Consider the following 23,095-nt stretch of genomic DNA (forward strand, 5'->3'; position numbering starts at 1 on the left):
TTGCGCGGGAGATGAATCTGCGACCGCGGGCCACCCTCGACTACCACTGTCCGGCGGAGATGTTCATGCGTGCGCTGGGGCGCGATGACCTCGCCCAAGCGATCGATGATGCACTTCTAGATTGACACCGCCTAACCAAAGAGAAGGGTCCCCCGGATGACGCGCCTTCCGGGCCTGCGGCCCTCCAGGTGCGCGAGTGGGTTGCAGGGTTTTTCGACAGGGCATCCTGCCCTGGCGAAGAACTGGCCCGCATCCCTGCGGGCCACCCTTCGGGCTTTCCTCCACCCACCCGCCGCGTCATACGGGGACCCCAAGGGCCAAGAGCCGGAGCTAGGAGCCGGAGCTAGGAGCCGGAGCTAGGAGCCAGAGCTAGGAGCCAGGGGCCAGGGGCCAGGGGCCAGAGCTGCAGGGCTACTGTGGGAGCGCACCCTGTGCGCGACAAACCTACGGAGCGATACATCCCGGCGTGGCTGTCGCGCACAGGGTGCGCTCCCACAGAAAACGTGCACATTGCTACACGGGCATGAGGGCCAAGGTCTTACTGCGCCTCGACCACCGGCTCCGCCAATTTCGCCGGCACGCGCCGGTCTCGCCAATGCGGCACGCCTGGCCACTGCGACGTTCCCGTTCCTCCGGAAGCCAGCGCACGACTAACCGCCCGCCGTTCCAGATGCGGTGCAAACACACCGATGAAATCCAGCGCGTACTCGCGCAGCACGCTTTCCCGCCGCAACACGATCCAGGTCGTGCAGGAGGCAAACAAATTGTCGGCGCCCAGTTCGCGCAGGTCGGTGTCGTGCTCGGGCTGATAAGCCATCTCGGCCAACACACCGATGCCCAGGCCTTCGCGCACGTACGTCTTGATCAAATCGGCGTCGCTCGCCGTCATCACGATCTGCGGATCGAGCCCGGCGCTCTGGAATGCGCGAATCAGCGAAGACTCCGGCTTCAACGAGGAGTCGTAGCTGATGATCGGATGGGCGGCGAGCTGTTCCAGCGTCGGTGCCTGCTTCTGCCGCGCGAGCGGGTGGCTCTTTGGCACCACGATGCTGCGGTTCCAGCGGTAGGCGGGCAGGGCGATGCCGTTTGGCGGCGGGGCACCGGCGGCGCTGCTGACGATGGCGAGATCGACCTGGCCGCCATCGAGCAACGAGATCACATCCGAATCGCTGACCGGCTGGAGATGCACGCTGACTTGCGGGTAGCTGCGGCTCAATACCGCCACGGCCGAGGGCAGCGCGAAACGCGCCTGCGTGTGGGTGGTGGCGATGCGCAGCGTGCCGCGCGATTCGTTGCGCAGGTTGGCCGCGATGGAACGGATGTTGGCCGCTTCGGCGAGGATGGTGCGTGCACGCTCGAGCACGTGCGTGCCGGCATGCGTGATGGCATGCAGACTGCGTCCCTTGCGATGGAACAGCTGGAAGCCGAGTTCGTCTTCGAGCTGGCGCAGCAGTTTGCTCAGGCCCGGTTGCGTGGCGTGCACGCGCTCGGCGGCGAGGGTGATGTTCAGGCCGGCATCAGCGATGGCGACGAGGTAGCGAAGTTGGGTCAGCGTCATGGCTTGGGTTCCACAGGCAATCGAGAGAGAAGGGACTCGGTATCGCGCTGCGGATACATCGCGCGTGCTTGTCCGCCGGGCCGTTGCGTTTGCAACAGGTTGGGGCGAGTGCCAGCGAATGGCGATGAGGGTCCATGAATTACCGTAACAGGGAGATTGCAATTAGACGTCTATACAGCGGTTGTTGCGTTGCGTCAATACTTCGTCGTGCCGGTGGATCCGTTCACCTTATAACGGGGGGGCATGTCTGGGGCCGCAGAAATCATTTGTGCGGCCAGGAATGCGTGCCTAGCGTGGGAGGCCTATCGCTGCATCTCACGGAGCATGAGGTTCGATGAAGCTCTACCCCCTGTTCGCCGATCTGTCCGGCCGCCCGGTGTTGGTGGTGGGCGGCGGTGTAGTGGGAGAGCGCAAGGCTGCGGCACTGCTGGAGGCCGGGGCGCAAGTTATCGTGGGCGCACCCGGGCTCACCCCTGCGCTGCGCACCTGGCTGCAGGGTGGGCGCGTGCAATGGCTGCGCGGCACCTTCGAGGAAAAATGGCTCGATGGCGTGTGGCTGGTGATCGCGGCCACTTCCGATACCGAACTTCATCGCCAGATCGCCACGCTCGCCGAGGCGCGGCGTGTTTTCGTGAATGTCGTGGACGACGCGGAAGCGTCGAGTTTCCACGTGCCGGCGGTGATCGACCGTTCGCCCGTCACCATCGCGATTTCCAGCGGCGGCCATGCACCGATGCTGGCGCGATTGCTGCGCGAGCGGCTGGAAGTGGCGATTGATCCGGTCATCGGTGCCGTGGCCAGCTTGCTTGCGCAGATGCGCCAACGCATTCGTGCGCACCTGCCGGACGTCTCGCTGCGGCGACGCTTCTACGAGCGATTGCTGCATGGCCCGGTGCAAAGCCTGTTGCGCCGGGGGCAGTGGGCGTTGGCCGAAGCGTCGGCGGAGCGGCTGCTCGATGCCACCGAAACCACGCCGATGGGCTCGGTCGTTTTGCTGGGTGCCGGGCCGGGCGATCCGGGCCTGCTCACCCTGCGCGGTTTGCGCGCCCTGAACGAAGCGGATGTGATTCTTCACGATCGGCTGGTCAGCTTGGAAGTACTTGCCCTGGCGCGACGCGATGCCGAGCGCATCGAAGTGGCCAAGCAGGCGGGCAATCATCACACCACGCAGATGCAGATCCATGCGCTGATGCTGGAGCATGCGGCGGCGGGACGCCGCGTGGTGCGCCTGAAAGGCGGCGATCCTTTCGTGTTTGGCAGGGGCGGCGAAGAGCTCGAGTTCCTGCGCAGCCACGCCATTCCCTACGAAGTGGTACCCGGTATCACGGCCGCGCTGGCGTGTGCCGCCTATGCCGGCGTGCCGCTCACGCATCGCGACCATGCGCAGTCGGTGCGACTGGTCACCGCGCATTGCCAGCATTCCATCGATACCCTCGACTGGCCGGCACTGGCGCAGGAACGCCAGACGCTGGCGATCTACATGGGCGTAGGTGAGCTGCGGCTTATCCAGCGCAGGCTCATCGATCACGGGCGCGTGGCCGGCACGCCGTTCGCTCTCGTGGAAAGTGGCTCAAAAGTGGAACAACGCGTGGTGGTCGGCACGCTGGCCGAGCTGGCTGAGCAGGCGGAGCGGCATGCCGTGCGCTCGCCGGCATTGCTGATCGTCGGCGAGGTGGCCGGCCTCGCCACGAGCTTGTGGTGGTTCGGCAGCGCTCCGCTGGGCACCACAGCCTCGAGCAGTCCGGTGCTGGCAAACGCGGCGGCGGCTTGACACAACTTTTTCTCTTGCGGGTGCACCATCGCACCCTGTGCCTTTCATCCAAGCCGAGTCCCGGAGTCCTTTCATGATCTACGACAGCATCCTCGACACCATTGGCAACACGCCGATCGTGCGTATCCATCGCCTGGCGCCGAAGCATGTGACGCTGTATGCCAAGGTCGAGGCATTCAATCCGGCCGGCTCGGTCAAGGATCGCCTCGCCTACGCCATCATCATCGACGCCGAGCAGCGCGGTGTGCTCAAGCCGGGCCAGACGGTGGTGGAAGCCACCTCGGGCAATACCGGCGTGGCCTTGGCGGCAGTGTGCGCGGCGCGCGGCTATCCGTTCGTGGCGGTGATGTCCGATTCGTTTTCAATTGAGCGCCGCAAGCTGATGCGCGCCTACGGCGCCAAAGTCGTGCTCACGCCCGCGGCGGAACGCGGCAGCGGCATGGTGCGCCGGGCGAAGGAGCTGGCCGACAAGCACGGCTGGTTCCTGGCCAGCCAGTTCGACAACCCGGCCAATCCCGCCTATCACCGCAACACCACGGCGCCGGAAATCCTGCGCGACTTCGCTGGCAAGCGACTGGACTACTTCGTCACCGGCTGGGGCACGGGTGGCACGCTCACCGGCGTTGGCGAGGTGCTGAAGGTGGCGCGTCCGGAAGTGAAGATCGTCGCCAGCGAACCCGCGGGTGCCGCCTTGCTTTCGGGCAAGGAGTGGCAGCCGCACAAGATCCAGGGTTGGACGCCGGATTTCGTGCCGGCCGTGCTCAACCGTTCGGTGGCCGATCAGATCCTGCTGATCGACGATGTGTTGGCACGCGACACGGCACGCGATCTGGCGCAGAAGGAGGGCATCTTCGTGGGCATTTCCGCGGGTGCGACGTTGGCCGCTGCGTTGCAGGTGGCGAAGGATGCGCCGGAGGGTGCGGTGTTGTTGGCGATGTTGCCGGATACCGGTGAGCGGTATTTGTCGACGTTCTTGTTCGAGGGGGTGAATGAGGGGTCGGACGAAGTCGAGTGAGTCTTGATCTCTGCCGTGCAGACGGTGTTCGCCCGGTGTTTCGTTTGGCTCGTCATCCCGGCGCAGGCCTGGATCCAGTTTCCGTATCGCTCGGTTGTCGCTTTGACGCGACCTGGCTCGCCTGCCGCGGGCTTCCGTCCTCCTGCCGGAGGCCGGGTTACTTTCTCTTGCTTGCCCAAGAGAAAGTAACCAAAGAGAAGGGCCCCCCGGATGACGCGCCTTCCGGGCTTCGCCCTCCAGGTGCGCGGGTGTGCTGCGGGGTTTTTCGACAGGGCATCCTGCCCTGGCGAAAAACTGGCCCGCATCCCTGCGGGCCACCCTGCGGGCTGATCCTCCACCCACCCGCCGCGTCATACGGGGACCCCAAGAGCCAAGAGCTAAAGCCAGAGCCAAGGCAAGAGCCGGAGCCAAGAGCCGGAGCCAAGAGCTGTACGGCTACTGTGGGAGCGCACCTGTGCGCGACAAACCTACGGAGCGATACATCCCGGCGTGGCGTCGCGCACAGGGTGCGCTCCCACAGGAAGGCTCGTACGAGAAAACCTGAAGGAGTGAAGCGATGCTCCGCTTTAAGTCCGTCCTCAGCGCCTTACTCGCGATGACGAACAGAAAAGCCTCAGCTCAGCGCCACCTTCCGCTGATGCATCTCCCACTCCTCAATCAACTTCCTCCCCACGCACGCCAGCGCATCAATAGCCGGTAGCAACTCACGCCCCAGCGACGTGAGCGAGTATTCCGCGGAGGGCGGTGAGGTATCCAGCACGCGCCGTGTCACCAAGCCCCGCGTTTCCAGCTCACGCAACCGCGCACTCAGCACCCGCGCGGAAATCTTCGGCATGTCGTGACGGAGCTCGCCGAACCGGCGGGGTTCGCCGCTCAGTTGCCAGATCACGTTCGGTGCCCAGGCACCACGCAGCAGGCCCAGTACTTCGCTGAGCGGGCAGGTGGGTGGCGGGCAGACTTTGCTCTTGCGTAGCGGCAGGCCCATGAGGGTGTTCCTGAGAAGGGTCCGGTAACTCGGCGGTTACCGGATTTTAGAGGTTACCGGCGGTTAGGTGGTATCCAACAGTAACCATGATGGCTAGCATCGGTGGACTTCGCGAGCCCGGATCGCGTCGATTCCGCCCACCCCAATGGAGAACCACCATGAAGCTCTATTACGCCGCTGGCGCCTGCTCGCTCTCGCCGCACATCGTTGCCCTGGAAGCGGGCATTGCCGTGGAGCTGGAGAAGGTCGATACCAAGGCCAAGCGCACGGCAAGCGGCGAGGACTACTGGCAGATCAATCCGAAGGGCTACGTGCCGGCGCTGCAGCTCGACAACGGCGAACTGCTCACCGAAGGAACGGCCATCGTGCAATACCTGGCCGACCTGAAACCCGAGAGCGGGCTGGCACCTGCCAATGGCACCACCGCGCGCTACCGATTGCAGGAAACGCTCGGCTACATCAATTCCGAGCTGCACAAGTCCTACACGCCATTGTTCAAGCCCGACACGCCGGATGCCGTGCGCGACGAGCGCAAGGACTATCTGCGCAAGCGCTATGCCTTGCTCGACCAGCATCTGGCCAAGCATGACTGGCTGATCGGCGAGCAGTTCACCGCGGCCGATGCCTATCTCTTCACCGTGACGAACTGGGCGCAGCACGTGAGCCTGGACCTGTCGGATTTCCCGGCGATCCTCGCGTTCCAGCAGCGCGTGTCGTCGCGCCCGCAGGTGCAGTCGGCGTTGAAGGCGGAAGGATTGCTCAAGGCAGCCTGAATAACGAAGGGCCGCGCATGTCCTGCGCGGCCCTCGTGATGCTTCGTTGAAAAGCGTTGGCGTCAAATGTCCTTGGCCAGCGGTTCGGCCAGGCCGATATAACCGCCTGGCGTGAGGTCGAGCAGGCGCTGCTTGGCGTCGGCTGGCAACTCCAGGCCGGTGATGAAGGTGCGCATGGAATCCTTGGTGATGCCCTGGCCGCGGGTGAGCGCCTTGAGCTGCTCGTACGGTTCGGGCAGGCCATAGCGGCGCATTACCGTCTGCACGGCTTCGGCCAGCACTTCCCAGCTCGCATCGAGGTCGGCGGCGAGGCGGTCGGCGTTCACGGTGAGTTTGCCCAGACCCTTCTTCAGCGATTCCAGCGCCACCATGCTGTGGCCGAACGCGGTGCCGAGCGCACGCAGCACGGTGGAATCGGTGAGGTCGCGCTGCCAGCGGCTGATCGGCAGCTTTTCGGCGAAGTGGCCGAGCAGGGCGTTGGCGAGGCCGAAGTTGCCTTCGGCGTTTTCGAAATCGATCGGGTTGACCTTGTGCGGCATGGTCGAGGAGCCGACTTCGCCGACCTTCAGTGCCTGCTTGAAGTAGCCCAGCGAGATGTAGCCCCAGATGTCGCGCGCCAGGTCGATCAGGATGATGTTCGCGCGACGCACCACGTCGCAGTATTCGGCCACGCCGTCGTGCGGTTCGATCTGGGTGGTGTAGGCGTTGTAGTCGAGCCCCAGGCTTTCCACGAAACGCTGCGAGAAACCGCGCCAGTCGAGCGCCGGATAGGTGATGGCGTGGGCGTTGTAATTGCCCACGGCGCCGTTGATCTTGCCGGGAATCTCCACCGCAGCGAGCTGCTTGCGCTGACGCTCCAGGCGGGCGACGACGTTGGCCAGTTCCTTGCCCAGCGTGCTCGGCGAGGCGGTCTGGCCGTGCGTGCGCGAAAGCATCGGCAGGCCGGCGTTGGCATGGGCCAGTTCGCGCAGCCTGGCGATGATGCCGTCGAAGGCGGGCAACAGCACCTGCTCGCGCGCATCGCGCAGCATCAGCGCATACGAGAGGTTGTTGATGTCCTCGCTGGTGCAGGCGAAATGCACGAATTCCTTGGCCTGAGCCAGGGACGCGTCGTTGCCGATGCGTTCCTTGATGAAGTACTCCACCGCTTTCACGTCATGGTTGGTGGTCGCTTCGATGGTCTTGATGCGCGCGCCGTCGTCGACGCTGAAATCGTTCGCGATGCGCTTGAGCGTGGCCACCTGTTCGGCGCTGAACGCCGGCAGTTCCACGATGCCCGGCTCCGCGCCCAGCGCCAGCAACCATTCGATTTCCACCTGCACGCGGCGATGCATGAGTCCGAATTCGCTGAAGATCGGGCGCAGCGTTTCGACCTTGCTGGCGTAGCGGCCGTCCAGCGGCGACAGGGCGGTCAGGGCATGGGAGGACATCGGGGGGTGTTCCGGAGACGGGAAAGGGGGGGATTTTACAACAGGTTGGGCCGAGGCTCCGGCCGAAGCGTCGCCTCTTGCGGAAGCCCCCCTTGGCGGCGCCCTAACGCGCCCCGACCTATATTCCCGAAATCACCCCGAGGAATCGCAAGGACATGAGCCAGTTCCGCATCGAGCACGACAGCATGGGCGAGTTGAAGGTGCCTTCCAAGGCGCTCTATGGCGCCCAGACGCAGCGCGCCGTCGACAACTTCCCGATCTCCGGCATGCACATGCCGCGCTCCTTCATTCGTGCCTTGGGCCTGATCAAGGCCGCCGCGGCCGATGCCAATTTCCTGCTCGGTCACCTGAAGAAGAACCAGGCGCATGCGATCCGCAAGGCCGCGCTGGCGGTGGCCGAGGGGCAGCACGACGAGCAGTTTCCGATTGACGTGTTCCAGACCGGCTCCGGCACCAGCACCAACATGAATGCCAACGAGGTGATTGCCCATCTGGCCAACAATGCCGGCGGCAAGATTCACCCCAACGATCACGTCAACTACGGGCAAAGCTCCAACGATGTGATTCCCACCGCCATCCAGGTCAGCGCCACGCTCACTGCCAGCGAGCAGCTATTGCCGGCGCTCAAGCACCTCAAGCGCGCCATCGATCGCCGCGCACGCGAGCTGCGCAACGTACCCAAGACCGGCCGTACGCATCTGATGGATGCGATGCCGGTGACCTTCGGCCAGGAGCTGTCCGGCTGGGCCGCGCAGATCGGCACCGCGATCGAGCGCATCTCGGATAGCCTCAAGCGCATGCGTCGTCTGCCGCTGGGCGGTACGGCGGTGGGGACGGGCATCAATGCCGATCCGAAGTTTGGCGCCGCCGTGGCGCGCGAACTGAAAAAGCTCAGCGGCGTGCGTTTCGATTCGGCGGAAAACTATTTCGAAGGCATGGCCGCACAGGATGCGGCGGTGGAGCTGTCGGGCCAGTTGAAGGCCCTCGCGGTGGCGCTGATGAAGATCGCCAACGACCTGCGCTGGATGAATTCAGGTCCGCTCGCCGGTCTGGGCGAGATCGAATTGCCGGCATTGCAGCCGGGCTCGTCGATCATGCCGGGCAAGGTGAATCCGGTGATCCCCGAAGCTACCGCGATGGTGGCCGCGCAGGTGATCGGCAACGACGCGGCGATCACCATCGCCGGCCAGTCCGGCAACTTCCAGCTCAATGTGATGCTGCCGCTGATCGCGCACAACCTGTTGCAGTCGATCGATATCCTTTCCAACGTCAGCGTGCTGCTGGCGGACAAGGTCATCGCGGGCTTCAAGGTCAATACGGCGCGCGTGAAAGAGGCGCTGGACAAGAACCCGATCCTGGTCACCGCGCTCAATCCGGTGATCGGCTACGAGAAGGGCGCCGCGACGGCCAAGCAGGCCTATAAGGAAAAGCGTCCGATCATGGACGTGGCGCTGGAAACCACCGGGCTTTCCAAGAGCGAGCTGCAGAAGCTGCTGGATCCGATGACGCTGACGCGCGGCGGCATCCATGGCGGCGGTGGTGGCGGAGGCTGATCAGACTCAGGCTCATGCCCTGTGGGAGCGCACCCTGTGCGCGACGTTCGTGCGATAGGTTGCGCACCGCAAGTCGCGCACAGGGTGCGCTCCCACAGTAAAGCGCGGGTTGCTTAGCGCTTGGTGTCCTTGCGGCACTTGGCGACGCTCTCGTCGTTCAGTGCCGTGGCGTAAGGCTTGAACGCATCGAGCTCGACGGCGAGTTGATCCTGCGCGGTTTTCATCTCGGCCATGTCGTCGCAGATCTTGGTGGCGGCCTGCAGGATATCCTTCGAGGCGTCTTCGGCTTTCTGCTTGGTCTGTTCGGCCGTGTCGGCACCGGTCATTTTGCCGGCCACCGCGCCCAGCGCCTTGCTGGCCGTCGCCACGCCTGCCTTGCCTGCTTCCAGCGCGTGCTCGCGCGTTTGCCGCGCCGCGCCGTTGTAGCGCTGCAACAGCGCACGCTGTGCGTCGTTGACGGCGACGTCGTGGCCATCGATGGCCAGCTGTCCGTTCTGATCGATGGTGGCGTTGGGTGCACCCGGCATCTTGATGGTGACGTGGCCGTCGTTCAGCGTGATGTGGCTGTTGATCACGTCGGTATCGCCGCCAAAGACCTGCACGTCGTTGTCCGAACTGCAAGCGGACGTCAGTACGGCAAGGGCGAGTACGCAAGGCAGGTAGCGGAACGACATATCAACACTCCGAGGGTATGAAAGGGGAGGAGTCTGCCAAAGCTTTGGGAAAGGGAAAAGTTTGTCCCGCCTGCACCCCGCCTCCTTGCGGAAGGTGCAGGCGGGACAAGACCGTCAGCTGTCGTCGCGAACCCGGCGGAACCAGATGGCGCCAGCGATCAGGGCCAGGCCGGCGATCACGCCGATCCACAGGTCCGGCGAAGCGAGCAAGCTGTAGGTATGCATGGGTGACAGCACGGCCAGCGGATCGCTGTCGGCAAATTCGCCCATCTTCAGCGCGCTATGCTCGCCGAACACCAGGTTGGAGCCCGGGAATACGCTCAGCAGTGCACGCTGCACGATGTTCACCCAGAACCATCCGGTGGACAGGTTGAACAAGCCCATGATGCCGAACCAGGTGACCAGCAGACCCAGCACCACCGGCACCGCCACTGCCCACAGGAACGGCTTGCTGCGTGCAGCCGCCGAGCAGAGCATCAGCCAGCCGACGGCGGGCAGGGCCCACAGACCGTACAGCGGCACATTGCTCAGCAGCGAACCGACGGCGCGCAGCGGATGGCTGAGTCCCAGCAGTTGCCACACGTTGATGCCATGGAACGACAGCACGACGGCGAACATGAGCAACTGCAGCAGGCCGCAGACGATGCTGACCACGACCGCGATAACCGGCGCGACCACGGCGGCGCTGGCGACCTTGGACAACACCGTATGGGTGTTGGAGATCGGCAGCGACTTCCAGAACAACACGCTGCGGTCGCGGCGGTCGTCGTAAAGCGAGCCGAGGCAGTAGAACAGCACCACGATGCCCATCACGATGCCGATCAGGCCCACCGAGGAAATCATCGCGATATCCGCGGCAGCGCCGACCTGCTGCCAATCGCCGGCATCGGCGTTGCGTATCATCGTTTGAATGTCGACGCCGCCGCCGAAGTGCATGCCATGGCGTGCGGTCAACACCTCGGCGGTGATGATGGCCATCACGTTGAGCACCAGGAAGATGGCGCCGGTGACTATCGGAGCCCACAGGAAACCGCCGCGATGCTCCCAGAATTCGCGCTTAAGCAACCAGTAGAAGGTTTTCATGCGTAGGTTCCCTTCATGGTGGCGACGAACAAGTCACTGACGGTGGGCCGGCGAACCTCGCCCATGCTTTCCAGCGTGGCGCGGTCGGCGCCGTCGAACAGGAAGATGCTCTTGCCGAACACCTGCCGCTCATCCAGCGGCCTCATGCTGCGGGCGGTGGCGGCCTTGTCGGCGCTTACCATCACTTCGGCGAATCGTTCGCCCACGGTGTCCATGTCGGTGTCCAGCACGATCCGCCCGTCGCGGATGAACATCAGGTCGGTGAGGATGTTCTCGATCTCCTCGACCTGGTGGGTGGTGACGATGATCGTCTTGTTCTCGTCGAAATAGTCTTCCAGCAGGCTGTGGTAGAACTGCTTGCGGTAGAGGATGTCCAGGCCGAGGGTGGGTTCGTCCAGCACCAGCAGACGGGCGTCGATCGCCATCACCAGGGCCAGGTGCAACTGCACGATCATGCCCTTGGACATCTGCTTCACACGCTGGTTGGGCGTGAGCTTGGTGCGCGCCAGGAAAGCCTCGCACTTGGCCCGGTTGAAGCGCGGGTGCACGTTGGCCACGAAATCGATGGCCTCGCTGACCCGGATCCAGCGCGGCAGCACCGCCACGTCGGCGATGAAGCACACCTGTTCCATCAGCTGGTCGCGCTGCGTGCGTGGATCGAAGCCCAGCACATTCAACTCGCCCTTGAAATCGGTGAGGCCGAGGATGGCCTTCAACGCGGTTGTCTTGCCTGCGCCGTTGGGACCGATCAGTCCCACGATGCGGCCGGACTCGATGCGGAAGCTGACATCGTTCAACGCCAGCGCATTCTTGTAGGCCTTGGTCAGGCCGGTGGCCGTCACGACCGCGTTCATGGCTGACTCCCTTCGCTGCCCGCGTTATCCGGGGCTTCGCGCAACAGGGTCTTCAGGTCCAGCCCCAGGCGTTGCAGGCGGGCGAAGAGCGCGGGCCATTCCTCCCGCAGGAAGCGCTCTCGTTCGGACTTGAGTAGCGCATCCCTGGCTCCATCGATGACGAACATGCCCAATCCCCTCCTTTTTTCCACCAGTTGATCGTCGACCAGTTCCTGGTACGCCTTGGAAACGGTGAGCGGATTGATTTGGAAATCCGCTGCAACCTGGCGTACTGACGGCAGCGGGTCGCCCTCGTTCAAGGCGCCGTCCAGAATCATCGCCACTACGCGTTCGCGGAGCTGGCGGTAGATAGGGACGCTGTCGTTCCAGGTAATGGTCATACGGTTAGTCCTTGCTGATGCGGCCGAACTTGGTGCTACCGAATGAATAGTAGGGCATGGCCAGCTGGCTCCCGAGCGCGGCGTGGGCGGTGGCTTCCGAGGCCAGCAGCGGCGCGACGTTCAAGGTGGCGATGCCGGCGTCGGTGAGCAGCGCTGCCGAGCGCATGTCATCGGCCGTGGGGCGGACCTCGACCGGAGCCAGGTCGATGACCTTGACGCCATTGATCTCACCGATGGGGAGACTCTTGACGTTGGAGTTGATGGCGGCCAAACCAACCGTGGTGAACAAGGCGGCGGCGGTCAGGGCTAGCAGGTTATTCGCTTTCATGGCGTTCTCCTTTAGTGCTCTCGTGGACCGGTGTTGTAGTGAACTATAACACCATATTCGAAGGCGTCAATAGCTCGAGCCGAAATTCGCAACATGACTGATGGCCTATAAGGCTGAACGAGGTCCGGGGCAGGCCTGGGGCCGGAAGCTGACGCTTATCTTCCTCAGCGAGGCCCGCCCGGGGCAGGGCCGCTCATCAGGCATCGCGGGTGACAGCCATCACCTCCACGCCCACACCGCGGGTGCCGTGCTTCAATGAGGTCTCGCAACAAGGAGCGCGTTCATGGATGTCGGTCTGGCGGGGCAGGTCGTGGTCATCACGGGAGCAAGCAAGGGCATCGGCCTGGCCTGCGCGATGGCCTTCGCGCGCGAAGGCGCCAAGGTGATCGGCATCTCGCGCGATCTCTCGCACCTGCACGCCGCGCAACACGACCTGCAGCGCGAAGGGCTGCACATGGAAGTGGCCGCCGCCGACCTGCGGGAGATCGTCGCCGCGCAAATGGTGATCGAATACATCGAGAACGAATTCGGCCCCATCGACGTGCTGGTCAATTGCGCCGGCGCGGCGCGACGCACACCCGTCGCCGATCTGCACGCCGATGCCATGCACGCGGCAATGCAGGCGAAGTACTTCACCTATATGCACGTGATCGATCCGGTGATCCGTCGCATGGCGATGCGCGGCAAGGGCAGCATCGTCAATGTGGTGGGGCAGGGCGGTCGCCAGGTGAGCCCGGTGCATATCGGCGGCGGTGCGGCCAATGCGGCGCTCATGCTGGCTTCGGTGGGCTATGCGACGGCCTATGCATCCAAGGGCGTGCGGGTGAATGTGATCAATCCGGGCCCCACGCGTACGGGACGCCTGCAGGAAGGCCTCGATGCGCAGGCGCGCGCCAGCGGCCGTACCGTCGACGAAGTGCTGGCCGAGCAGCTGGCGCAGATTCCGATGGGGCGGATGGCCGAGCCGCGCGAAATCGCCAACGTGGCCGTGTTCCTCGCTTCACCGCTGGCCAGCTACGTCACGGGTGCGGTGATTCCCATGGATGGCGCGAAGACCGGCGTGGCCTGACGGCGTGCCCGGCGCGCCCATCACGATGATGGACGTAAAGACGTCCATATGAAGTTTCTATGCTTCCCGCAACGAGATCGCGGCTTGACGCGCGGAGCGTGAGTTCGTCTGCCCGACGCGTGGAAAGCAATACGGCCTTTAGCATGTATTCGTCTTGCGACTGCGCGCATTCGCAGGTTCATGCACTACACGTTCGCTTCCGAATCGCTGCGCCCCGCTTTTTGCCGGAAATGTGCACATCGTCACTATTCACGTTTCTTTTATGCTCACTCCCTTAATCGTTTCAACTATGTGACGATAACTGGGTGTGAGGATGCATGAAGCCGGCGGCTCGCCGTGGCTTCATGCGTTGCCCACGTGCTCCACGGAATGCTCGTCGGGGTGTGGCAGCGCCACTGCCGCACCATGGGGAGAAAACGATCGTCGGCAGGGGCATGAGCTGTGGAGACAGGCAACGTACGGGATGCATGGGCGTTGCGAATCGGATTTCTGCGGATCGTGTGGGTTCATGGGTAAAGGCGGGATGGAAGGGTGCGTGGCTTGCTTTGCCAGTCGGCTCGTTCCTCCCATGGCGCCACCGATCCAAGGCAACATCGCATGCGGCCACTTCGTGAGGTTTGTTTCGGTCTACTGCTGCTGGGCGGTTGGATGGCGCATGGCGCCAGCGCGCGGCCCGTCGACACGGTAGCCGGGCCCGCCGCGGCCAGTTCCGTGGCCGCCCCACAAACGACCGGTGCGCCGCCGCCCGCCGCGTCTGCCGGCGTGGCGCGCGATCTCACGCTCAAGCAAATGGGCGCGAACGGCGCCATCAAGTTGCGTGGACAAGACCCCAACGGCATCTTGAACGTGGCTGTGCGCAACGACGAAGTGGTGACGGGCGCCAGGCTCCGGCTGGTCTACACCTATTCGCCGTCGCTGATCTATTCGCTCTCGCACCTGAAGGTGTTCCTCAACGGCGAGGTGGTCGCCACGCTGCCGATGGACAAGGAGCAGGCGGGCCAGACCGTCACCAAGGAGCTGGTGCTCGATCCGCGCCTGTTCACCGACTTCAACCGGATCGGCGTGCAGATGATCGCGCACTACACGCTCGATCATTGCGAAGACCCGTATCACACCTCGTTGTGGACCGACATCAGCCCCGACACGGTGCTGACCCTGACCACCTCGGAGATCGCGCTGCCCAACAGCCTCGCGCTATTGCCCGGACCGTTCTTCGACCGGCGCGACAACCGACCGCTCAGCATTCCCTTCGTCCTGCCCGCGCATGCCGATGCCGCCACGCTGCGTGCGGCAGGCGTGGTGTCGTCGTGGTTCGGCGCGTTGGCGGGCTGGCGCGGCGCGCGTTTCCCGGTGGCGCAGACACCGCCAACTGATGCGCATGCCATCGCTTTCGCCTTGCCCAACGCGATGCCCGAAGGCGTGAAGCTGGGCGAGATCAAAGGCCCGACCGTCATCGTGATGGCCAACCCCGCCAGTGCGCCGGCATCGGGCCGCAAATTGCTGGTATTGGCGGGTCGGGATGCCAAGGAATTGCAGGAAGCGGCCGACGCGCTCGTGCTGGGCCAGGTCGGCATGTCGGGCGACGAGGCCATCGTGAAGTCGGTGGATCTGGGGCCCGAGCGCCGTCCTTACGATGCGCCGAACTGGGCGCCGGTGGACCGCGCGGTGAGCTTCAAGGAATTGGTCAGCGATCCGGCGCAGCTCGAAGCGGCGGGTTTCAACCCACCGCCCGTGCGCGTCGACATGCGCCTGCCGCCCGATCTGTTTGCCTGGGCGCGCCACAGCGTGCCGCTGAACGTGCATTACCGCTATACAGCGCCATCCAACTACAACGACTCGGTGCTCAATATCGGCGTCAACGATCAGCTGTTGCGCTCGGTGCGCTTGCGCCCCGCCGATCCGTCCGGCGTGGAGCGGCAATTCAATGTGCCGCTGCTGTCGGGCTCGGAAGCGCGGGGTGCGGAGGAAGTGCGCGTACCGGCATTGCGCATCGGCAGCACCAATCAGTTCCAGTTCCAGTTCCATATGGATTCGCAGAAGACCGGGCTGTGCGTGGCCGCCGCCACGGACAGCACGCGGGCGGCGGTCGATCCCGATTCCACCATCGACTTCAGCCAGTTCGTGCACTACACGGCGATGCCGAACCTGGCCTTCTTCGCCACCAGCGGCTTTCCCTTCACACGCATGGCCGATCTTGCCGACACGGCGGTGGTGATTCCCGATGCGCCCGACGTGCACGACGAAGAAGCCCTGTTCACCATGCTGGGACAGATGGGGCGCTGGAGCGGTTTGCCTGCCTTGCGCGTATCGCTGGTGCCGGCCAGTGCAGTGGATACGGTGCGCGATCGCGACCTGCTGGTGATCGGCACCGGCAGCGCCGCCGAGCTGATGGCGAAGTGGGGCAAGGGCCTGCCGATGCTAATCGAGCGCGGCGAGAACGACCTGTCCGTGCGCGAGCCGACGGATCGCCCCAAGGACCAGGGACCGGTCGCCCGCACGGCAATGAGCGTCAACGGACCCACCGCGGCCTTCGTGGGTTTCCAGTCGCCTTACACCAGCGGCAAGAGCGTGGTGGCGTTGGCGGCCAATACCTCCGATCGCCTCGGCGACCTGCTCGACGTGCTCGCTGACGATGCGAGGGTGGGCGAAGTGCGCGGCGATCTCACCGTGGTCCGGCAGAAGGTGGTGGTCGGCCTCACCGTCGGCGACACCTATTACGCCGGCCATCTGCCCTGGTATGCGTGGTTGTGGGTACACATTTCCCGGTACCCCGCGCTGATGGCGATCGCCGGCATTCTCGCGGGCCTGTTCGTGGCATTGACGGTGTTCTGGGCGCTGGGTCGGCTCGCTGCACATCGCCTCGAGCATTGATGCATGCGTCGTCTTTTGAGGCCGCCACTACGTGCGCTGCTGGCCGTTGCCGCGATGGTCGCGACTGGCCATGCGCTGGCATCGTCGTGCGCATGGCCTGACTGGGAGCACTTCAAGCAGAACACGCTGAGTGCCGATGGCCGCGTGATCGATGCCAGCACGCCGCAGCAGGTCACCGTATCGGAAGGACAGGCGTACGCGTTGTTCTTCGCCTTGGTGGCGAACGATCGCGCCACCTTCGACCGCGTGCTCAACTGGACCCAGAACAACCTCGCGCAAGGCGATCTCACCCAGCATCTGCCCGCCTGGCAGTGGGGTCGCCAGGAAGCGAAGGACAGCAACAAAGGCACGGCGCCGACATGGGGCGTGCTGGACAGCAACCCGGCGTCCGATGCCGATCTGTGGATCGCTTACACGCTGATCGAGGCCGGCCGCCTGTGGCACGAGCGCAGCTACACCGCGCTGGGCACGGTACTGGCGCGGAACATCGCGGCGCGGGAGACGGCGGTGTTGCCCGGGCTGGGCCGCACCGTTCTGCCTGGCCCGGTAGGCTTTCATCCGCAGGACGATGTGTGGCGGCTCAACCCCAGTTACGTGCCGCTGCAGGTGATGCGTCAGCTCGCCCACGCGTTGCCGCAACAAACGGAATGGAAGGCCGTACTCGACAGTTCCACCAAGCTGGTGACCGACACCGCGCCGCACGGCTTTTCGCCGGACTGGGTGATCTATCGGCGCGACAAGGGTTTTGGCCCCGACGAACAGAGCAAGGCCGAAAGCGCATACAACGCGATTCGCGTGTACCTGTGGGCGGGCATGCTGGCGGCGGATGCGCCCGCCCGTGCCTCGGTGCTGGAGAAGTTCGCTCCGCTGGCCGATTTCGTCGCCGCGCACGGCTTTCCGCCGGAACGCGTCGACACGCAGACTGGCACGGCGGGAAGCAACGAAGGCAACGGCGGTTTCTCCGCGGCCGTGGCGCCTTACCTCGCTGCGTTGGGGCGCCGCGATCTGGCGCAAGCCCAGGTGCAACGCAGCCGCACGCTCGCGGCGCAAACCGCTCCGGGTTACTACAGCCAGGTATTGATGTTGTTCGGCCTCGGTCATCTCGATGGGCTCTATCGCTTCGATGCAGATGGCGCCGTGGTTCCTGCCTGGACGTCGACGTGTCCCGCGCTGCACTAGGCGACCTGTTCGTGCCCGCCATCGTGCTGCTGATGGCCGGTAGCGCGATGCCCGCGCTGGCGCTGGCACAAGCGAATGCGGCCGCGCCCAGCCCGCAGATGAAACAACTGCTCGATTCGGCGCGCGTGTGGCAGGCCAAGAACCGTCCCGACATGGCGCGCGGCATCGTGGAAAAAGCCTTGCTGATCGATCCCGCGCAGCCGGACGCACTGGCCTTGATGGGACAGATCGAACTCAGCTCCAACCGTCCCGCCGAAGCGGGGAAGCTGCTGCAGCAACTGCAGCAACGCTATCCCCGGCATCCGGCAACGCTGGAACTGGCCGATGCCTACCGCCTTGCCACCACCGACAAGACCGCCCTGGCGCAAGCGCGCCTGGCCATGCGTACGGGCCAGTCCGCCGAGGCATGGCAGAAGATGCAGGCGTTGTTTCCGCGCGGCGCGCCCTCGGGTGCTCTCGCCGGCGACTACTACCGCGCCATGTCCGGGGCGGGCCAGCGCGACAGGGCGCTCAACGAGCTGCGCGAGCGCATGCGGCAGAACCCGGACGATCTCGGCCTGGCCTTGACGCTGGCGGACATGTTGACCGACCGCGCGTCCACGCGGCTGGAAGGCCTGGAGATCATCTATCGCGTGTATCAGCGACAGGATGCCAACCGCCCGCAGGCACTTGAGCTGTGGCGGCGTGCGCTCAATGGCGCGGGCAGCGACGATCCCGCGTACTACCTCTGGTACCAGCGCTATCTCAAGGAAGTGCCCGACGACGACAACGCCAAGGAAGCGCTTGCGGCGCTGGCGAAGAAAGGCGGCGCCAACTACGTGCCGCCTGCGAAAGGCACGCAGCCGCAGGCGGAAGCTTCGGCCACACCATCGCCACCCTCGGCGACGTCGCGGCAGGGCGAAGCGATCGGTGAGCAGGGCCTGGCGAAGATGCGCGAGGGCAAGCACGACGAAGCGCGCGCCTTGTTTGCCCGCGCGTTGGCGCTCGATCCGGACAACGCCGGCAAATGGCGCAGCCTGATGGCCACCGCGAGCTTCTGGGGCAGCTTGTCCAAGGCCCGCGCCGCCAACGATCAGGGTCACCCGCAACAGGGCGAGGCGCTGGCACGCGAGGCATTGCGCCAACAACCGAACCAGGCTGACGCCAGCAAGGTGCTGGCCACCTCGCTGATGGCTCAGCGGAAGTGGCCCGAAGCAGAAGCGGTGCTGCGTCCCCTGGTTCAGGCGAAGAACCCGGACATCGATGCGCTGGAACTGCTGGCCAGGCTGCTGATCGAAACGCATCGCACGGACGAGATCGCGCCGCTCATCACGCAGGCGGAACAGCGCTACACCGGTTCCGGCGATGCCATGGTGGGCTTGCGTGCGCAACTGCTTTCCATCGAAGCCGATCAGTCGATTGCCGAAGGCAAGAGCGGCTCCGCCGTGTTGAAGCTGGAAGAGGCCGTGCGCCTAAAGCCGAAGGACGCCTGGTTGCGTTACACGCTGGCACGCCAGTATCGCGACATCGGATTGCCCGCATTGGGGCGCGCGGTGATGGACGATGGATTGCGCACGACGGCGACGCCGGACATGCGCTACGCCAGCGCGCTTTACCTCAACTCGCTGGACGACATCGACACGGCCAGCAGCGTGCTTGCGCAGGTGCCGGCGAACGAGCGTTCCCAGGGCATGCGCGAGCTCGCGATCAATCTGAAGGCACAGCGCGATCTGCGCGAAGTGCGCCAGCTGGAAGCGCAGGGCCAACGGCAGCAAGCCGTCGCGCTGCTGGATCAGGTGACGTCCGATGTGCGCGACGATCCCCAGCTGCTAGCCAGCGTCGGGCGCGAATGGATCACCCTGGGCCAGCCCGACAAGGGCCTGGCGCTGGTGCGCGACTGGCTGACCACGCATCCCGACGATCCGGCGATCGGCGTGCGCCTGCGCTACGGCGAACTGCTCGGTGCGGCCGATCGCGACGAGGAATGGCGGGCGTGGATTGCCGATGCGCGCCAGCATCCGGGCGTCACCGCCGAACAGCAGGCGCAGTTCGACGACCAACTGCTGCGCCTGTCGCTGCGCAAGGCCGCGCGTCAGATCGATGCCGGCGATCTCGCCACCGCCGAGCGCACGCTGGACGAGGTGCCCGAGGCCAGCAATAAGGAAAAGCGCTGGCTGCTTGCCCAGGCAGACCTGCGCGAGGCGCATCGCGATTACCACGGTGCAGAGACCTTCGCGCGCAAGGTATTGGACGACCATCCCGGCGATGCCGACGCCCGCCTCACCATCGCGCGGATGGAAGAGCGCATGGGGCACCGCAAAGCAGCGCAGGCCATCGTCGACCAGGTACTGGCCGATACCGCGCCCGAGGATGTCGACACGCGATTGGCCGTTGCCCGCCGCTACACCGCGATCGGGCGCAACGGGCAGGCACGCGAGGTGATCGATCCGTTGCGGGCGCAGTATCCCGATCGTTCCGACGTGACCTTGCAGTCGGGCCGCATCGCGCAATCGCAGGGCGATTACCAGGATGCCGCACAGCTCTATCGGAGCGCTGTGTCGCAGGAGCAGGGCGAAGGCGAGACGCCGAGTACGGAGGATGGACTCACCTCGGCGCAGCGCGCTCTGCAAGGCCTGGAGGACCGGCGGCAAGGGCAGGTCGCCACGGCGGTCATCCAGTCCAACGAGTCGGGCAGCAGCGGCATGTCGCGCCTAGACGCCACCGAAATACCGGTCTATCTGCGCATTCCGGATGGCTATAGCGGACACTATTTCTTCCATGCCGATACGGTGTTGCTCAATGCAGGCACCTTGCCGGCGGACCGTATCGATCCGGCCTACCAGTTCGGCAAGATCGCTGCGCTCGGCAATGCCGGTCTGCATCCACTCGACCAGACCGACAAGGGCGTTGCGTTCGCTGCGGGCTACGATTTCAGCGGTGCGAGCAACAGCTGGCGGGCCGACGTCGGCAGTTCGCCGGTGGGATTCACGGTCAACAACGTACTCGGCGGCTTTCTCTACCGGCACGATTTCTACAGCTCGTCGGTGACCGTGGACGTCTCGCGTCGCCCCGTCACCAGCAGCCTGGTCTCGTACGCAGGCGCCCACGATCCGGTCACCGGCGAAAGCTGGGGTGGTGTCGTGCGCAGCGGCATGACCGTGCGCGGCGCGCAGGACGTGGGCATCACCACCGTGTTCGCCTCGGTGGGCTTTGGCGTGCTCACCGGCGACAACACCGAGACCAATCACGAATTCAAGGTACGCACCGGCATCGACTGGCCCGTGTACGTGGGCACCGACCAGCGCTTCTCCAGCGGGCTGGTGATCAACTACTGGCACTACGCCAACAACCAGCACTTCTACACGTTCGGCAACGGCGGCTACTACAGCCCGGGTCGCTATTTCTCGGCATCCCTCCCGCTGGACTGGAGCGGGCGTTACAAGCGCTGGGCGTGGGAGGTGGAAGCCTCGCTGGGCAACTCCTCCACCCGCGAGGACGATGCGCCGTATTTCCCCACGCGGCCCGACCTGCAACAGCAGGCGGTGGCGCGCATGGCCGCGGCGGATCTGGGAACGCCTTATTTCGGCACCGGCTCCGGCGGCGGTTTCAGCTATACGGTGGCTGCTGCGCTGGAATACCGGCTCACTCCGCATTGGGTGATCGGTTCGCGCTTCAAGCTCGATCGTTCACGCGATTACGCGCCCAACCTTGGCACGATCTACCTTCGTTACTTCTTCGATCGGCAGCGGCTGCCGGTGCCGTATCCGCCCGACCCGGTCAAACCGTACTCCGCGTATTGAACCGGTGAGCTGAAACCCAGGGACACGCCGTGACGAATCCTCCTCCTCCTTCCTCTTCCGAACCGACCGACCGGGCGACCTCGCGCGCACGGCTGCGGCTGAATCAGTCGCTGGCCATCGAAGGACTGCCTTCGTCGTTGTCGGCCCTGGCCACGGGGCAGGTGTATGCGGTGTACGCGAGTCGTTCGCCGGCACGCGATGCGTTGTTCTGGAAGACGGCAGCGAACGCGCTACAGACGCCGGTGACGGTGATCTCCACGCGCTCGGCCGAGGATGTGACGCATGGTTTGCGCCAGCATGGCATGGACATCGACCACGCCGGCGCGGTGCATCCCAAAGCCAATGTGTGCTCCTTGCATCTTCCGCCCGATCGCGACGGCTGCGATGTGCTGATGGAATCGCTGCAGGCCTTGTCCGCGCAATGCAGCACGCCGGCCAGCCAGTTCCTGGTGGAGGGCGTGGCCGCGTGCTTCGCCTGGCAGGACCGTGCCGCGCTGATCCGGCAGGGCGCGGCGCTCGCCGGTTGGTGCGCGCAGACGCGGCACACGGTGTTGCTGGTGATGCTGCCGCCGCTGGTGGAACACAGCGGCGATTTCCGGCCGCTCAACGACTTCCAGATCCAGTTCGCCGGCGCGGCGCAGCTGGTGCACGAGCAGGGCGAGTTCCGTTGGGAAGTGGCGTTCTGGCGCGACCATCGCGGTGCGCTGTCCGCCAACGAATCCATTCCCCTGCGTTTCTCCGGCCACGACCATCGCCTGGTGGCCGTACTCGACGCCGACCAGGAAGGCAGCGAAAGCATCGGCATGCTGGCGCCCGATGAAAGCGTGGTGATGGTGGCGCACGGCGCGGTGGCGCGTGAACGCGTGGTGCCCAAAGGCTGGCAGGTGCTGCCCGACAACGATGCGCTGACCTCGGCGGCCAGCCGCGCGGTGGCCGCGACCGTGATCCTGCACTACGGCATCAACGAGAGCCTGGCGACGCTGGCCAAGCAGGTGAACTTCCTGCGCCGCCAGTGCGGCAAGGCGCTGAAGATCCTCATTCGCGAGGACAACGTCAGCATCCGCTACGAACTGCTGATGCTGACCCTGGGCGCCAACGCCATCATCCCGCGCAGCATGCCGATGGCCCAGGTGGAGATAGCGGTGGACGGCGTGCAGGGCCAGCTGTTCTCGCGGCCGGTGCCCGATGATTATCGCAGTGCGCTGTCGGCCGCGATGCGCGACTCCACCACCGGCTACGTGCCGGCGCATCGCTTCATTCAACTCGTGCGCGAGGCAGTGGAGCGCAGCCGCCCGATTCGGCTGCCGAACGTGCTGCTGCGTCTGCCGCTGGAACGCGATGTGGCCAGCATCGATGCGCTGCAGGCCTGTCGCGTCCGTCGCACCGGCGATCTGTGCACCGCCAGCGGCGACAGCCTGTACGTGTTCTTCTTTGCCTGCCACGTGGAATACGCCGGCCAGGCGATGGAGAAAGTGTTCGAACGCCCGTTGTCCGAACTGTTCCGCGGCGAGCTGCGTTGCGGCGACCGCGAAACCATCTACTCCACGCTCGATGGCCTGGCTGAGGAAATCGCCGAACTGCCGCCGCCCGATTACACCGGCCTGGTCGCGCCTGCCGAGCCCGTCGCACCGCTTATGGAGGTGGCCGAGCCGAACGCTGATAGCGAATCCATTAGCGACGCGAAACCAGGCGTTCTACCGATCCTTGCGGCGGCCGACACCCTGGGCGTTGCGACAGCCGCCACGCGGCGGCCGCCACGTCCGGCATCGCTGCCGCTGAAAGTGCAGAGGTAA

17 protein-coding genes and 1 pseudogene are annotated in these 23,095 nt (G+C 65.0%); 10 read left to right on the top strand and 8 right to left on the bottom strand.

Annotated elements, in window-relative coordinates:
- Positions 1–125 (top strand): annotated as a pseudogene (locus tag ISP20_RS21845) (IS30 family transposase); the annotation flags it as partial.
- A 413-nt stretch (positions 126–538) separates the two neighbouring features.
- On the opposite strand, the gene ISP20_RS11330 reads toward ISP20_RS21845, so the two are convergent.
- On the bottom strand, positions 539–1,558 hold the full coding sequence (locus ISP20_RS11330) for a LysR substrate-binding domain-containing protein (protein WP_204636213.1): 1,020 nt from the start codon (positions 1,556–1,558) through the stop codon (positions 539–541).
- Positions 1,559–1,892: 334 nt separating this feature from the next.
- Between ISP20_RS11330 and cysG the strand changes: the two genes are divergently transcribed.
- Positions 1,893–3,329 carry a siroheme synthase CysG gene (cysG, locus tag ISP20_RS11335; protein WP_204636214.1) on the top strand — a complete coding sequence of 479 codons (1,437 nt, stop codon included), beginning with the start codon at positions 1,893–1,895 and terminating at the stop codon, positions 3,327–3,329.
- A gap of 73 nt (positions 3,330–3,402) precedes the next feature.
- A complete protein-coding gene (gene cysK / locus ISP20_RS11340; RefSeq protein ID WP_204636215.1) occupies positions 3,403–4,344 on the top strand; it encodes a cysteine synthase A in 942 nt (313 codons plus the stop codon).
- Positions 4,345–4,957: 613 nt separating this feature from the next.
- Here the strand turns inward: cysK and ISP20_RS11345 are convergent.
- Entirely contained in the window at positions 4,958–5,329 is a 372-nt protein-coding gene (locus ISP20_RS11345; RefSeq protein WP_204636216.1) for a winged helix-turn-helix transcriptional regulator, read from the bottom strand.
- A 158-nt stretch (positions 5,330–5,487) separates the two neighbouring features.
- Here ISP20_RS11345 and gstA point away from each other — a divergent pair, with 158 nt between their 5' ends.
- The gene (gene gstA, locus ISP20_RS11350) at positions 5,488–6,102 is read left to right on the top strand and encodes a glutathione transferase GstA (protein ID WP_204636217.1); all 615 of its coding nucleotides are present in this window, start codon (positions 5,488–5,490) and stop codon (positions 6,100–6,102) included.
- Positions 6,103–6,164: 62 nt separating this feature from the next.
- On the opposite strand, the gene purB is transcribed toward gstA, so the two are convergent.
- Positions 6,165–7,532, bottom strand: coding sequence for an adenylosuccinate lyase (purB, locus tag ISP20_RS11355; protein WP_204636218.1), 1,368 nt, complete (start codon positions 7,530–7,532; stop codon positions 6,165–6,167).
- A 155-nt stretch (positions 7,533–7,687) separates the two neighbouring features.
- Between purB and ISP20_RS11360 the strand changes: the two genes are divergently transcribed.
- Positions 7,688–9,085 carry a class II fumarate hydratase gene (locus ISP20_RS11360; protein WP_204636219.1) on the top strand — a complete coding sequence of 466 codons (1,398 nt, stop codon included), beginning with the start codon at positions 7,688–7,690 and terminating at the stop codon, positions 9,083–9,085.
- Positions 9,086–9,198: 113 nt separating this feature from the next.
- Here ISP20_RS11360 and ISP20_RS11365 read toward each other — a convergent pair whose 3' ends face one another.
- From ISP20_RS11365 to ISP20_RS11385, 5 genes are all read right to left on the bottom strand, one after another.
- Entirely contained in the window at positions 9,199–9,759 is a 561-nt protein-coding gene (locus ISP20_RS11365; RefSeq protein ID WP_204636220.1) for a DUF2884 family protein, read from the bottom strand.
- A gap of 114 nt (positions 9,760–9,873) precedes the next feature.
- A complete protein-coding gene (locus ISP20_RS11370) occupies positions 9,874–10,842 on the bottom strand; it encodes an ABC-2 transporter permease (RefSeq protein ID WP_204636221.1) in 969 nt (322 codons plus the stop codon).
- Positions 10,839–11,696 (bottom strand): ABC transporter ATP-binding protein, encoded by an 858-nt coding sequence (locus ISP20_RS11375; RefSeq protein WP_204636222.1) that lies wholly within the window; start codon positions 11,694–11,696, stop codon positions 10,839–10,841. Before ISP20_RS11375 ends, ISP20_RS11370 begins: the two co-directional genes overlap by 4 nt.
- Entirely contained in the window at positions 11,693–12,076 is a 384-nt protein-coding gene (locus ISP20_RS11380) for a GntR family transcriptional regulator (protein ID WP_204636223.1), read from the bottom strand. The genes ISP20_RS11375 and ISP20_RS11380 overlap by 4 nt, the downstream gene beginning before the upstream one ends.
- A 4-nt stretch (positions 12,077–12,080) precedes the next feature.
- A complete protein-coding gene (locus ISP20_RS11385) occupies positions 12,081–12,404 on the bottom strand; it encodes a hypothetical protein (RefSeq protein WP_204636224.1) in 324 nt (107 codons plus the stop codon).
- Positions 12,405–12,687: 283 nt separating this feature from the next.
- On the opposite strand from ISP20_RS11385, the gene ISP20_RS11390 reads away from it, so the two are divergent.
- The 5 genes from ISP20_RS11390 (at position 12,688) to bcsE (ending at position 23,095) form a co-directional block, all read left to right on the top strand.
- Positions 12,688–13,473: an SDR family NAD(P)-dependent oxidoreductase gene (locus ISP20_RS11390; protein WP_204636225.1), complete on the top strand. Its 786-nt coding sequence runs from the start codon at positions 12,688–12,690 to the stop codon at positions 13,471–13,473.
- Positions 13,474–14,070: 597 nt separating this feature from the next.
- Entirely contained in the window at positions 14,071–16,344 is a 2,274-nt protein-coding gene (bcsB, locus tag ISP20_RS11395; protein ID WP_239535727.1) for a cellulose biosynthesis cyclic di-GMP-binding regulatory protein BcsB, read from the top strand.
- Between the two features lie 3 nt (positions 16,345–16,347).
- Positions 16,348–17,523 carry a cellulose synthase complex periplasmic endoglucanase BcsZ gene (gene bcsZ, locus ISP20_RS11400; protein ID WP_204636226.1) on the top strand — a complete coding sequence of 392 codons (1,176 nt, stop codon included), beginning with the start codon at positions 16,348–16,350 and terminating at the stop codon, positions 17,521–17,523.
- Positions 17,505–21,302, top strand: coding sequence for a cellulose synthase subunit BcsC-related outer membrane protein (locus ISP20_RS11405; RefSeq protein WP_204636227.1), 3,798 nt, complete (start codon positions 17,505–17,507; stop codon positions 21,300–21,302). The genes bcsZ and ISP20_RS11405 overlap by 19 nt, the downstream gene beginning before the upstream one ends.
- Positions 21,303–21,331: 29 nt before the next feature.
- Positions 21,332–23,095: a cellulose biosynthesis protein BcsE gene (bcsE, locus tag ISP20_RS11410; RefSeq protein ID WP_204636228.1), complete on the top strand. Its 1,764-nt coding sequence runs from the start codon at positions 21,332–21,334 to the stop codon at positions 23,093–23,095.

It is taken from the genome of Dyella kyungheensis (assembly GCF_016905005.1).
GTDB classification, from domain to species: domain Bacteria; phylum Pseudomonadota; class Gammaproteobacteria; order Xanthomonadales; family Rhodanobacteraceae; genus Dyella; species Dyella kyungheensis.